At 63.5% G+C, this 13521-nt stretch carries 10 protein-coding genes; 5 read left to right on the top strand and 5 right to left on the bottom strand.

Going from position 1 to position 13521, the window contains the following annotated elements; translation table 11 throughout:
• Window position 1 precedes the first annotated feature (1 nt).
• From BUC40_RS17860 to BUC40_RS17840, 5 genes are all read left to right on the top strand, one after another.
• The gene (locus BUC40_RS17860) at window positions 2-889 is read left to right on the top strand and encodes an SMP-30/gluconolactonase/LRE family protein (protein ID WP_073267527.1); all 888 of its coding nucleotides are present in this window, start codon (window positions 2-4) and stop codon (window positions 887-889) included.
• Between the two features lie 414 nt (window positions 890-1303).
• Window positions 1304-2518: an MdtA/MuxA family multidrug efflux RND transporter periplasmic adaptor subunit gene (locus tag BUC40_RS17855; RefSeq protein WP_073267526.1), complete on the top strand. Its 1215-nt coding sequence runs from the start codon at window positions 1304-1306 to the stop codon at window positions 2516-2518.
• Complete coding sequence (locus BUC40_RS17850; RefSeq protein WP_073267525.1) at window positions 2515-5610, top strand: MdtB/MuxB family multidrug efflux RND transporter permease subunit; 3096 nt, start codon at window positions 2515-2517, stop codon at window positions 5608-5610. The genes BUC40_RS17855 and BUC40_RS17850 overlap by 4 nt, the downstream gene beginning before the upstream one ends.
• Window positions 5607-8708 carry an efflux RND transporter permease subunit gene (locus tag BUC40_RS17845; protein WP_073267524.1) on the top strand — a complete coding sequence of 1034 codons (3102 nt, stop codon included), beginning with the start codon at window positions 5607-5609 and terminating at the stop codon, window positions 8706-8708. Before BUC40_RS17850 ends, BUC40_RS17845 begins: the two co-directional genes overlap by 4 nt.
• Window positions 8705-10174 carry an efflux transporter outer membrane subunit gene (locus BUC40_RS17840; RefSeq protein WP_073267523.1) on the top strand — a complete coding sequence of 490 codons (1470 nt, stop codon included), beginning with the start codon at window positions 8705-8707 and terminating at the stop codon, window positions 10172-10174. Before BUC40_RS17845 ends, BUC40_RS17840 begins: the two co-directional genes overlap by 4 nt.
• 297 nt (window positions 10175-10471) lie before the next feature.
• Here the strand turns inward: BUC40_RS17840 and BUC40_RS17835 are convergent, their stop codons facing one another.
• The 5 genes from BUC40_RS17835 to tusC form a co-directional block, all read right to left on the bottom strand.
• Entirely contained in the window at window positions 10472-11473 is a 1002-nt protein-coding gene (locus tag BUC40_RS17835) for a glutathione S-transferase family protein (protein WP_073267522.1), read from the bottom strand.
• A 74-nt stretch (window positions 11474-11547) separates the two neighbouring features.
• Complete coding sequence (locus BUC40_RS17830; protein ID WP_073267521.1) at window positions 11548-12543, bottom strand: glycosyl transferase family protein; 996 nt, start codon at window positions 12541-12543, stop codon at window positions 11548-11550.
• On the bottom strand, window positions 12540-12875 hold the full coding sequence (locus BUC40_RS17825; RefSeq protein ID WP_073267520.1) for a TusE/DsrC/DsvC family sulfur relay protein: 336 nt from the start codon (window positions 12873-12875) through the stop codon (window positions 12540-12542). The genes BUC40_RS17830 and BUC40_RS17825 overlap by 4 nt, the downstream gene beginning before the upstream one ends.
• Window positions 12872-13168, bottom strand: a complete 297-nt coding sequence (gene tusB / locus BUC40_RS17820; protein WP_073267519.1) for a sulfurtransferase complex subunit TusB — start codon at window positions 13166-13168, stop codon at window positions 12872-12874. Before tusB ends, BUC40_RS17825 begins: the two co-directional genes overlap by 4 nt.
• Window positions 13168-13521 carry a sulfurtransferase complex subunit TusC gene (tusC, locus tag BUC40_RS17815; protein ID WP_073267518.1) on the bottom strand — a complete coding sequence of 118 codons (354 nt, stop codon included), beginning with the start codon at window positions 13519-13521 and terminating at the stop codon, window positions 13168-13170. The genes tusB and tusC overlap by 1 nt, the downstream gene beginning before the upstream one ends.

Genomic DNA, 13521 nt, shown 5'->3' with positions numbered 1-13521 from the left:
CATGACTGCGAACTCCCACGGCAGCACCGCCGCGCGTATCGCCGACTCGCGCGCCTGCACCCTGGGCGAGGGCGTGTTCTGGCACCCGCAGCGCGAGCAGCTGTTTTGGTTCGATATCCTCGGCAAGCGGCTGCTCAGCCAGCAGGATGGCCAGCCGCTGGAATGGGCGCTCGGCGAGCGTGCCTCGGCCGCCGGCTGGATTGACAGCGATCGCCTGCTAATGGCCAGCGAAACCGCCTTGTCAGTTTTCGATTTGCGCAATGGTTCGCGTGAGCAGGTTTGCGCGCTGGAGGCGAACAACCCGCTTACCCGTTCCAATGATGGCCGCGCGGACCCGTGGGGCGGTTTCTGGATTGGCACCATGGGGCTCCTGGCCCAGCCGCAGGCCGGCGCTATCTATCGCTACTACCGTGGCGAGCTGCGTCGGCTGTTCGGCGATCTCAGCATCACCAATGCCATTTGCTTCTCGCCGGATCGGCGCTTCGCCTATTTCGCCGACACCGCCCGTCAGCAGATTTGGCGCCAACCGCTGGACGAGTTGCATGGCTGGCCAAGCGGCGAGCCACAGCGATTCATCGATGGCCGGGTGGCTGGCCTGAATCCCGACGGCGCGGTAATCGACAACCAGGGCCGGCTGTGGAACGCGCAGTGGGGCGCATCGCGGGTCGCCTGTTATGACAGCGAAGGGCAGTTCCTGCAGGCGGTGGCGTTCCCGGCTTCGCAGATATCCTGCCCGGCGTTTGGCGGCCCGGATCTGAGCATACTATTCGCCACTTCGGCACGCGACGGCCTGGAGGACGACGGGCTCGATGCTGAACCCCATGCCGGCAAGTTGTTCGCTACTGACGTGCCTGCTCAGGGTCAGGCCGAATATCAAGTGGTGCTTTAAGAGCCTGTTCACGATCTTTTTAGGCGACATGCAAAGTTGCTGCTACAAGGCGAAAGCGGTCGGTAATCATGTAGGAGGGGCTTTAGCCCCGAGCTTTTTATCAAGGCAAACAATAGAGCTCGCGGCTAAAGCCCCTCCTACGAGATCGCGAGCGGCCATTCTCTGCACTTTGCAGGCAAAGCGCTGAAATCGAGCCGGAAGATCATGAGCAGGCTCTAGGCGCAGGCTGCTTTTGGGCAACACCAGGCAATACATCCGTTGCGCCTGACGAGTCCGAAACAGAGCCTTTACCGGCCGTTGCCCGGTGCATTTACCGCTTAAATTCATGTGTGGAGGTAAATAGCCGGTAAAGAGGCTTTGCTTCGTGCTGAGGAGTGCTTATCGTTCACGCTCCTCACAGGAAGCGATTGGCTCATGTCCGAAGTAAACACAACGTCCAGCACCCCATTCTTCAAACGCCAGTGGTTCATCGGCCTGCTCTTGCTGGCGCTGGTCATCGTGCTGATCTGGTGGTTCTGGCCGGCCAAGAGCGAGCCGAAGGACATGCCGGGTTGGGGGTTCGATAACGTGCCGGTGCGCATTGCCCAGGTCGAATCCCGCGACTTCCCCATCGTGCTCAAAGCCTTGGGTACGGTGACTGCCTACAACACCGCCAACGTGCGCGCCCGCGTCAACGGGCAACTGACGAAGGTGCTGTTCAAGGACGGCCAGCCGGTCAAAGCTGGCGACGTGCTGGTACAGATCGATCCGCGTCCTTATGAAATCGCCCTGCAACAGGCTCAGGGCACGCTGGCCCAGAACCAGGCCCAGCTGAGCGCCGCCGAGAAGGACCTGGCGCTGTACCGCGGCCTGTTCAAAGAAGACTCCATCGCCCGCCAGACCCTGGACACCCAGGAAGCGCTGGTCGGCCAGTACCGTGGCACGCTGCAGAACAATCAGGCCGCCGTGGCCGAAGCCAAGCTGAACCTGGACTTCACCAAGGTGCGTGCGCCCATCGATGGCCGTCTGGGCATTCGTCAGGTCGACCTGGGTAACCTGGTCAACTCCAGCGATACCGACCCGATTGTGGTGATCACCCAGACGCTGCCGATCTCGGTGGTGTTCACCCTGCCGGAAGGCGAGTTGCCTGCCGTAGTCAAGCAGGTGCGTGAGAACCGCAAGCTGGTGGTGCAGGCCTGGGATCGCGGCGAAAAGCTGCAGCTGGCCGAAGGCGAGCTGGAGAGCCTGGACAACCAGATCGATACCGCTACCGGCACGGTCAAACTCAAGGCACGCTTTGCGAACGCCGATGAATTGCTGTTCCCCAATCAATTCGTCAACGCCCGCCTGCAAGTGTCGGTGCGCAATGACGCGCTGCTGGTGCCAGTGGCCGCCGTGCAGTTCGGCGCCAGCGGCACCTTCGCTTACGTGATCGATGGCGAGAGCAAGGTGCGGGTACGCTCGATCAAGGTCGGCCCCAGCGATGGCGAGTTCACGGTGATCGAAGAGGGCGTCGCCGCGGGTGAGCGCGTCGTGGTCGAGGGCACCGACCGCCTGCGCGAAGGCAACAAGGTCGAAGTGATCGGCGAAGGCACCAGCGAGCCGCCTGCCACTGGCGAAGCCACGCCGCGGGTGCGTAGCGCTTCATGAACGTCTCACGCCTGTTCATCCTGCGCCCGGTCGCCACCACGCTGATCATGCTGGCGATTTTCATCAGTGGCGTGATCGCCTATCGGCTGTTGCCGGTGTCGGCGCTGCCCGAGGTGGACTACCCGACCATCCGCGTGATGACTCTGTATCCGGGCGCCAGCCCGGACGTGATGACCAGTGCGGTGACAGCGCCGCTGGAGCGCCAGTTCGGGCAGATGGCCGGGCTGCAGCAGATGTCGTCGACCAGCTCAGGTGGCGCTTCGGTCATCACCCTGCGTTTCAACCTGGAAGTGCAACTGGATGTCGCCGAGCAGGAAGTGCAGGCGGCCATCAATGGCGCGACCAACCTGTTGCCAAACGATCTGCCGGCACCGCCGGTGTACAACAAGGTCAATCCGGCCGACACGCCAGTGCTGACCCTGGCCGTGACCTCCAAGGAATTGCCGCTGCCCCAGGTCAATGACCTGGTCGACACGCGCCTGGCGCAAAAGCTCGCGCAAACCACCGGCGTCGGCCTTGTATCACTGGCCGGCGGTCAACGCCCGGCGGTGCGTATTCGAGTCAACCCGGAGGCCTTGGCGGCTTATGGCCTGAACCTATCGAACGTGCGCAGCCTGATCAACGCCAGCAACGTCAACCAGCCCAAGGGCAACTTCGACGGTCCGACACGGGTGGCCCAGCTCGACGCCAACGACCAGCTGCGCTCGGCCGAGGAATACGGCGACCTGATCCTCACCTACGCCAATGGCGCGGCGCTGCGCCTGCGTGATGTGGCGGATATCGTCGACGGCGCCGAGAATCAGCGTCTGGCCGCTTGGGCCAACCAGAACAGCGCGGTGCTGGTCAACGTGCAGCGCCAGCCGGGCGCCAACGTCATCGATGTGGTCGACCGCATTCAGACCCTGCTGCCCAATCTGACCCAGGGCCTGCCGGCCAGCGTCGAAGTGACAGTGCTCACCGACCGCACGCAAACGATCCGCACCGCGGTGCGCGACGTGCAGCACGAGCTGATGCTGGCCATCGCTCTGGTGGTGTTGGTCACCTTCCTGTTCCTGCGCAAGGTCTCGGCCACGCTGATTCCGTCAGTTGTGGTGCCGCTGTCGCTGATTGGCACCTTCGGTGTGATGTATTTGGCCGGTTTCACGGTCAACAACCTGACGCTGATGGCGCTGACCATCGCCACCGGCTTCGTGGTCGATGACGCCATCGTCATGCTGGAGAACATCGCCCGCCACCTGGAAGATGGGGAAACGCCGCTCAACGCCGCGCTCAAGGGCGCCAAGCAGATTGGCTTCACCCTGGTATCGCTGACCCTGTCGCTAATCGCCGTGTTGATTCCGCTGCTGTTCATGGCCGATGTTGTGGGGCGACTGTTCCGCGAATTCGCCATCACCCTGGCGGTGGCGATCCTGATTTCCCTGGTCATTTCCCTAACCCTGACGCCGATGATGTGCGCGCGCCTGCTCAGGCGCGAGCCGGAAGCCGAGCAGGGGCGTTTCTACCGTAGTGCTGGCGCAGTCATCGACCGCATGATCGAGCGCTATTCGGTTGGCCTGCGCTGGGTGCTTCGTCATCAGCCACTGACCCTGCTGGTAGCCATCGGCACCATGGCCTTGACCGTGGTGCTCTACCTGGCTGTGCCCAAGGGCTTCTTTCCGGTGCAGGACACCGGCGTTATCCAGGGCATTTCCGAGGCGCCGCAGCCGATTTCCTTCAGCGCCATGAGCGAGCGCCAGCAGCGCCTGGCCGACGTGATCCTCAAGGACCCGGCGGTGGCCAGCCTGTCGTCCTATATCGGTGTCGATGGCGATAACCCGACGCTGAACAGTGGGCGCATGCTGATCAACCTCAAGCCCCACGCCGAGCGTGACGTCAGCGCCGCCCAGGTAATCGAGCGGTTGCGCCCGGAGCTGGCCAAGCTCGCCGGCATCGAGCTGTTCATGCAGCCGGTGCAGGATCTGTCCATCGAGGATCGGGTCAGCCGTACCCAGTTCCAGTTCAGCCTGGAATCGCCGGATCCAGCCCTGCTGGAAACCTGGTCGACGAAAATGGTCGAGGCGCTGCGCCAGCAGCCTGAGCTCAGCGACGTGACCAGCGATCTGCAGAGCCGCGGCCTGCAGGTGTACCTGAACATCGACCGCGATATGGCCGGGCGCCTGGGCGTGAGCGTCGCCAATATCGACGACGCGCTGTACGACGCCTTCGGCCAGCGGCAGATCTCCACCATCTACACCCAGGCCAGTCAATACCGTGTGGTGCTGGAAAGCGCCAACGGCGGCAGCATCGGCCCGGACGCACTGCGTCAGATTCACGTGGCCACCGGCGACGGCAAGCAGGTGCCGCTGTCGTCGCTGGCGCAGGTCGACGAGCGCGCGGCGAGCCTGCTGATCAACCATATCGGCCAGTTTCCGGCGGCTACGTTGTCGTTCAACCTCAGCGCCGGTGTGTCGCTGGGTGAGGCGGTGGCGGTTATCGAGCGCGTGCAGCAGGAAATCGCCATGCCGGTCAGCGTGCAGGTCAACTTCCAGGGCGCTGCCGAGGCGTTCCGCGCTTCGCTGTCGTCGACGCTGCTGCTGATCCTGGCTGCCATCGTGACCATGTACATCGTGCTCGGCGTGCTCTACGAGAGCTACATCCACCCGATCACCATCCTCTCGACGTTGCCGTCGGCGGGCGTTGGCGCCTTGCTGGCGCTGCTGCTGACCGGCAACGATCTGGGGCTGATCGCGATCATCGGCATCATCCTGCTGATCGGCATCGTCAAGAAGAACGCCATCATGATGATCGACTTCGCACTCGACGCGGAGCGCCACCAGGGCATGACGCCCCATGATGCGATCTACCAGGCGGCGTTGCTGCGCTTTAGGCCGATCCTGATGACTACATTGGCGGCGCTGTTTGGCGCCATCCCGCTGATGCTCGCCTCGGGCTCCGGCGCCGAGCTGCGTCAGCCGTTGGGCCTGGTGATGGTTGGCGGCCTGCTGGTCAGCCAGATCCTCACGCTGTTCACCACGCCGGTGATCTACCTGTACTTCGACCGCCTCGCGCGGCGCGTCAGCGGCCGCAGCGCGGCGGGTGTACCGAGCGCATGAACCTCTCGGCACCCTTTATCCGCCGCCCGGTGGCCACCATGCTGCTGAGCCTGGCGATCATGCTGCTCGGTGGCGTCAGCTTCGGCCTGTTGCCGGTGGCGCCACTGCCGAACATGGACTTCCCGGTGATCACCGTGCAGGCCAGCCTGCCCGGTGCCAGCCCTCAGGTAATGGCCGCCACGGTGGCCACGCCGCTGGAGCGTTCGCTGGGCGCCATCGCTGGCGTTAGCCAGATGAATAGCAACAGCAGCCAGGGCAATACGCGGATCATGATCGAGTTCGATCTGGACCGTGACATCAACGCTGCGGCCCGCGAGGTGCAGGCCGCCATCAACGCCTCGCGCGAGCTGTTGCCCAGCGGTATGCGTAGCATGCCGACGTACCGCAAGATCAACCCGTCCCAGGCGCCGATCATGGTGCTGTCGCTGACCTCGACGGTGCTCGACAAGGGCCAGCTCTACGACGTGGCCTCGACCATCGTCGGCCAGAAACTTTCCCAGGTCACCGGCGTCGGTGAAGTGCAGATTGGCGGCAGTTCGCTACCGGCCGTGCGCGTGGCGCTGGAGCCGCGTTTGCTCGATCAGTACGGGGTGGCGCTGGACGATGTGCGCTCGACCATCGCCGCCGCCAACGCCAAGCGCCCCAAGGGCGCCATAGAGGATGCACAGCGGCACTGGCAGGTGCAGGCCAGCGACCAGCTCGAGCGCGCCGCCGACTACGTGCCGATGATCATCCGTTACAAGGATGGCGCCGCAATCCGCCTAGGCGATGTTGCCCAGGTCACCGATGGCGTGCAGGACCGTTACAACAGCGGCTTCTACAACGATAAACAGGCCGTGCTGGTGGTGGTGAACCGTCAGAGCGGGGCGAACATCATCGAGACCGTCGCCGGTATCCGCGCCTTGCTGCCGGAGCTGCGCAGCGTGATTCCGGCCAGCGCCGATCTGGAAGTGGCCATGGACCGCTCGCCGGTGATCCGCGCCACGCTCAAGGAGGCCGAACACACCCTGCTGATCGCCGTGGTTCTCGTGATTCTGGTGGTGTTCGCCTTCCTGCGCCGCTGGCGCGCAGCGCTGATTCCCGCACTGGCGGTGCCGGTGTCACTGGTCGGCTCGTTCGCGGCCATGTACCTGTTGGGCTTCTCGCTGAACAACCTGTCGCTGATGGCGCTAATCATCGCTACCGGCCTGGTGGTGGACGACGCCATCGTCGTGCTGGAGAACATCAATCGACATATTGAAGTCGGCGAAACGCCCATGGCTGCCGCGTTCAAGGGCGCCCGTGAAGTGGGCTTCACGCTGTTGTCGATGAACGTCTCGCTGGTTGCGGTGTTCTTGTCGATCCTGTTTATGGGCGGGTTGGTGGAGCGCTTGTTCCGTGAGTTCTCCATCACGCTGGCTGTGTCTATCGTCATTTCCCTCTTGGTGTCGCTGACGCTCACGCCGATGCTCTGCGCTCGTTGGCTCAAGCCGGAGCCAGAGCGGGAAGCTCGCGAGCCGGGGCTGCTGGAGCGTATCGGCGCGCGTATCGTGCGCGGCTACGCGCGCAGCCTCGACTGGGCGCTGCGCCACTCGCTGCTGATGCTGATCAGCCTGTTCGCCACCATCGCCTTGAACCTGTTCCTGTTCGTCAGCGTCCCGAAGACCTTCATGCCGCAGCAGGACACCGGCCAGCTGATGGGCTTTATTCGCGGTGACAACGGCCTGTCGTTCCAGGTCATGCAGCCGAAGATGGAGGCTTACCGGCGTGCCATCCTCGCCGACCCAGCGGTGGAGAGCGTGGCGGGCTTTATCGGCGGTAGCAGCGGCATCAACAACGCAATCGTCATCGTGCGCCTCAAGCCGATCGCCGAGCGCGACATATCGGCCCAACAGGTGATCGACCGCCTGCGCAAGGAGGTGCCGAAGATTCCCGGCGGGCGGATGTTCCTGATGCCAGATCAGGATCTGCAATTTGGTGGGCGCCAGGGGCGCAGCTCAGAAAACGAGTACATGCTGATGTCCGGCGATCTGGATGCACTGCGCGAGTGGCTGCCCAAGGTGCGCGAAGCGTTACGTGCGCTACCCGAGCTGACCGATATCGACGCCACCGAAGACGGCGGCGCGCCGCAGATTCGCCTGGTGGTCGACCGCGACGAGGCCAAGCGCCTGGGCGTGGATATGAGTCTTGTCACCGGCGTGCTCAACAACGCCTTCAGCCAGCGGCAGATATCCACCATCTACGACGCCCTCAACCAGTACAGCGTGGTGATGGAGATCAACCCGCGCTATGCCCAGAGCCCCGAGTCTCTGGCGCAGATACAGCTGATCACCGCGGACGGTGCGCGGGTTCCGTTATCGGCCATCGCCCACTGGGAAAACAGCCTGGAGGATGACCGCATCAGTCACCAGGGCCAGTTCGCGGTGGAGAACATCGGCTTTTCCCTGGCTGAAGGCGTCAGCCTCGACCAGGCGACCCGCGCCATCAATCGCGCCGTGGCGCTGATCGCGCTGCCAACCGAAGTGCAGGGCATGCTGGGTGGCACGGGCGGCGCGTTCCAGCAGACGCAGAAGAACCAACCGTGGATGATTCTGATGTCGCTGGTGGTGGTGTACATCGTGCTCGGCGTGCTCTACGAGAGTTACGTGCACCCGCTGACCATTCTCTCCACGCTGCCCTCGGCAGGCGTCGGTGCGCTGTTGGCGCTGCAGTTGCTCAATACCGAGTTCAGCCTGATCTCGCTGTTGGGGCTGTTCCTGCTGATCGGCGTGGTGAAGAAGAACGCCATTCTGATGATCGACTTGGCGCTGCAGCTTGAGCGCCATGAACACCTGAGCCCGGCCGAGTCGATTCGCCGTGCCTGCCTGCTGCGCTTCCGGCCGATCATGATGACTACCCTGGCGGCGCTGCTTGGCGCCTTGCCGTTGATGCTTGGTAGCGCTGAAGGCTCTGAAATGCGCCAGCCGCTGGGTATCACCATCGTCGGTGGCCTGATTCTCAGCCAGATCCTCACGCTTTATACCACGCCTGTGGTCTACCTCTATCTCGACCGCCTGCGTCACCGCGTCAACCGCTGGCGCGGCGTGCGTACCGATGCTGCTCTGGAAACGCCTCTATGACTTTTGCTTCCCGTCGAACCTTTGGCCTGCTGGCGCTCAGTGTTGCCCTGGCCGGCTGCGCCATCGGGCCCGATTACCAGCGCCCGGAAATCAGCACGCCCGCAGCCTTCAAACAGGCCGAGGGCTGGAAGGCCGCGGTGCCAGCCGATGCGCTGGAACGTGGCGCCTGGTGGGAACTGTACGGTGATGGTGAGCTCAATGCCTTGGTCGGTCGCCTCAACGTTTCCAACCAGAATCTGGCCGCTTCCGAAGCTCAATACCGCCAGGCCCGCGCCTTGTTGCGCGGCGGCCGCGCGGCGTTCTTTCCGACCCTGTCGACCAGCGCTGGCATGACCCGGGCCGGGCAGGGCGGTGGCGATAGTACACTGCGCACCTCGGATGGCATCGCCATCGGTGGTGGCAACTCGTCGAGCATCTCCAAGAGTTACGACCTGAGCCTCAATGCCAGCTGGGAGCTGGATGTGTGGGGCAAGCTGCGCCGTGGCCTGGAATCCAACCGCGCTGCTTTCGAAGCCAGCGCGGCCGACCTGGCCGCGGTGCGCCTGAGCCTGCAGTCCGAGCTGGTGCAGAGCTATCTGCAATTGCGCGTGCTGGATGAGCAGCAGCGCCTGCTCGACGCCACGGTAGCCGCTTACCAGCGCTCCCTGCGCCTGACCGAGAACCAGTACCGCGCCGGCATCGTGCCGCGCTCGGACGTTGCCCAGGCGCTCACTCAACTGCACAGCACCGAAGCCCAGGCCATCGACCTGCAATGGCAGCGTGCGCAGCTCGAACATGCGATTGCCGTATTGATCGGCGTGCCACCGAGCGAAGTCAGTATCGCCCGCCGCGAAAGCCTGCCGACTCTACCAGAGGTGCCGGCCAGCGTGCCATCTGCGCTGCTGGAGCGTCGCCCGGACGTAGCAGCGGCCGAGCGCCGGGTGATCTCCGCCAACGCCGAGATCGGTGTAGCCAAGGCGGCCTGGTTTCCCGACCTGACCATTTCCGCCACGGGCGGTTACCGCGGCAGCAGCTTCGCCGACTGGATCAACCTGCCCAATCGCTTCTGGTCGGTGGGCCCGCAACTGGCCCTGACCCTTTTCGACGGGGGCCGGCGCAGCGCTGAAAGCGAGCGGGTGGAGGCGGTTTATGACCAGACCGTCGCCCAGTATCGTCAAGCGGTGCTCGATAGTTTCCGCGAGGTCGAGGATTACCTGGTGCAGCAGCGCGTGCTGGGCCGCGAAGCCGAGGTGCAGGCCCAGGCGCTGGACGCAGCCCGCGAGTCGCTGCGCCTGATCGACAACCAGTACCGCGCCGGCACCGTGGACTACAACAGCGTGGTCAACGTGCAGGCCACGGCCCTGAGCAACGAGCGCAACGCGCTGACGCTACTGGGCAGCCGCCTGACCGCCAGCGTACAGCTGATCGCCGCCCTGGGCGGTGGCTGGGATGTGCAGCAGCTCGAAGAAGGCGAGGAGTCAGAGTGAAAGTCGCAGGCGTAACTCGGGCACCGTTGGTGCGTTGTGAGAGCCTGTTCATGATCTTTCATTACGGCTCGTTGATTTTGGCAACTAAGCGGCGAGATCGGCCGGTCGTTACCTTGTAGGAGCGGCTTTAGCCGCGAGCTCTTTAAGCCTAGTCAGTCACAATCGAGGCTAAAGCCTCTCCCACAAGTGAAAGGCTGTTTCTGCCTCGTACCTGCCGCTTCAGGCCATAGAGGTCGTGAGCAGGCTCTGAGAAAGTGCGCGGGTTTTGCTTCGCTCGACCCGAGCGGCAGGCTTTGCTTATCCGGGGCGGTATACGCCTTTGGCCGGCAGTCGCTCACGGTCGTGGGGCGCTTCGAAGTCCAGCGCCGGCCCCTTGGGTACGATGCCGGTCGGGTTGATGGTCTGGTGGCTGGCGTAGTAGTGGTGCTGGATATGCCACATGTCCACGGTCGCCGCCACGCCCGGCCATTGGTAGAGCTCGCGCAGCCAGTTGCTGAGGTTCGGGTAATCGGCGATGCGCCGCAGGTTGCACTTGAAGTGGCCGTGGTACACCGCGTCGAAACGCACCAAGGTGGTGAACAGCCGCCAGTCGGCCTCGGTCAGGTATTCGCCGGCCAGGTAGCGTGATTGCCCAAGGCGCGTCTCTAGTACCGTCAGCTCATCGAATACTTCATCGAAGGCTTCTTCGTACGCCGCCTGGGTGGTGGCGAAGCCAGCGCGGTAGACGCCGTTGTTGACTGCCGGGTAGATACGTTCATTGAGCGCGTCGATCTGCCCGCGCAAGGCTTCGGGGTAGAAATCCAGATGGTTGTCGGTCAGCCCGTTGAACGCCGAGTTGAACATGCGGATGATCTCCGCCGATTCGTTGCTGACGATGCGTTGTTGCTTCTTGTCCCACAGCAGCGGCACGGTTACCCGGCCGGTGTAGTCCGGATCATCGCGGGTGTAGCGCTGATGCAAAAAGGCGAAACCGTCCAGGGCGTCGCCGCTGGAGCCGTGCTCGACGTCGAAGGTCCAGCCGTTCTCGCGCATCAGCCAGCTGACTACTGACACGTCGATCAAAGGCTCCAAGCCCTTGAGCGTGCGCAGAATCAGGGTGCGGTGCGCCCAAGGGCAGGCCAGCGACACATAGAGGTGATAGCGACCGGCTTCGGCGGCAAAGCCACCTTCGCCAGATGGCCCGGGCGAGCCGTCGGCAGTGATCCAGTTGCGGCGCTGGGCGTCTTCGCGCTTGAAGCGGCCGCCCGCGCCGGTGTCGTACCATTGGTCGTGCCATTGGCCTTCGATCAGCAAGCCCATGTCGTTTTCTCCCGTTTCAGTCGATGCCTGGAGTCTAACCAGTCAGTTATCGACACAGGCCTTAAAAACCGGGTTCAACGAATCGGCTGAATCGATAGATGGCGTGCCTGCCAGCGTTTTTCAGCCTCAGTGAAGGCCGCTTCACGCGACAGGCCGAGCCCACGCAATGCCAGCGCCATGGTGGAAATGATCGCCAATTGACCGTAGGCATCTTCGCCATCACCGCGCCACACGGCTTGCAGGTGAGCCGGGTCCAGGTGCTCGGGTTTGACGTGGCGGCGCTCGGAGAGCATCGGCCAGTCTTCATCCCAGTTCTCGCCGTTCTCGGTGCCATACAGGTGGCTGAGGGCATCCGGATTCAGCTCGATCTCGCCGCCGTCACCCTTGACGACGATGGCGTGGTCGCCCAGCAACCCGCTGGCTTCACGATGCACGGCCTGATAGCCGGGGTGGAAAATGCTTTGCAGGCCGCAACGCGCCGCCAGTGGGTTGAGGATCCGCGCCAGGGAGTGGATCGGCGAGCGCAGGCCAAGCACGTTACGCAAATCGATCATGCGTTGCAGCGCGGGCATCCAATCGCCCAGCGGCATAAAGGCCAGCTTGCCGTTGTCCAGGTTTTGCGAAACCTCATTCCAGCTGCGACACAGCGGGATATCCAGCTCGCCAAGTAACTGCTCGCTGTACAAGCGCCCGGCGGTGTGCGCGCCGCCGCCATGCATGAATATGCGCAGGCCGCTGTTCGCCAGGGCTTTGGCGGCCAGCAGGAACCAGGGCAGGTGACGCTTCTTGCCGGCGTAGGTTGGCCAGTCGAAGTCGACCGCGATAGTTGGTGCAGCCAGCCGTGCGCGAACCGCTTCGGTAAAGCCGGCCATTTCCTCGGCGCTTTCTTCCTTGTGGCGCAGCAGCATCAGAAAGGCGCCAAGCTGGGCATCTTCGACTTGGTTGTCGAGGATCATGCCCATGGCTTCGCGGGCTTCCTCGCGGGTCAGGTTGCGCGCACCGCGCTTGCCCTTGCCGAGAATGCGTACGAAGGGCGCAAAGGGGTGTTCAGCTGGAGTGATCAGGTTCATAGACAGTTCGTGGGCTTGGGCAGGCCCGCCAGTTTGGCGGCGAGTTTGGCGGGAGTGCCATTGAACAGGCGATTGAGGTGCAGGCTGTTGCCCTTGTCCGGCCCCAGCTTGAGGGCGACGTATTTGATCAGCGGGCGATTGGCCGGCGACAGCTGGAATTCGGCGTAGAAGGCGCGCAGCAGCTCGAGGATTTCCCAGTGTTCGGCGCTCAGTTCCAGCTCTTCGCGCGTGGCCAGGGCGGTGGCGATTTCGGCTGACCAGTCCTGCAGATCGAGCAGGTAGCCATCCTTGTCGAGTTCGATGGCGCGGTCGTTGATGATCAGATTGCTCATAACCAGGTGTTCACCTTGCTGAATTCGCAGGCGAGGGCGACGAACCTCGGGTAGTCGATCCGCTCGATGGCTACGGCAGGTTTAAGGCCGCGGGCCTGAATATCTTCGTCGAGGGCGTACAGCGAGACGCCTTGCAGCGCTGCCAAGGCTTCTGCGTGGCTACTGCCAGGCTGAGTGGCGTAGGTGGCATCGCCGCACAGCAAAAGGCCGTCGTCGCTGCCGAGTAGGCGCAGGCAACTACTCAGGCGGTCGTCGCTGAACGGCGAGCTGGAGATAACGTGCAGGGTCTTCATCACAGCGTAATCACCTGGTCGTAGCGGTCGATAAGGGCGCGCAGTCCGTCGCTATCCAGGCGCTCGACTTCCAGCGAAGTATCCCTCATACCGCGCAGTGCGAGGCTCTGGGTGCAGGCATATAGGGATTCAACGCCGAACATCGGCAGCGCCTGTAGGTTTGCGGTCAGGTCTTTTTGCTGCACGGCTTGAGACTGTTGTGCGCCAGCGAGCTGCAACACGCCGTCGTCGAGAAACAGCATGCCGATAGGCAGGTCGAAAGCGCCGCCGGCCAGGGCGATATCCAGTGCTTCGCGGGCACCCGGGCCATTCCAGGGCGCCTGGCGGCTGATGATCAACAGAGATTTGCTCAT

This window comes from Phytopseudomonas punonensis, from assembly GCF_900142655.1.
GTDB lineage: Bacteria > Pseudomonadota > Gammaproteobacteria > Pseudomonadales > Pseudomonadaceae > Aquipseudomonas > Aquipseudomonas punonensis.
This window is presented reverse-complemented; position numbering and strand designations above follow the sequence as displayed.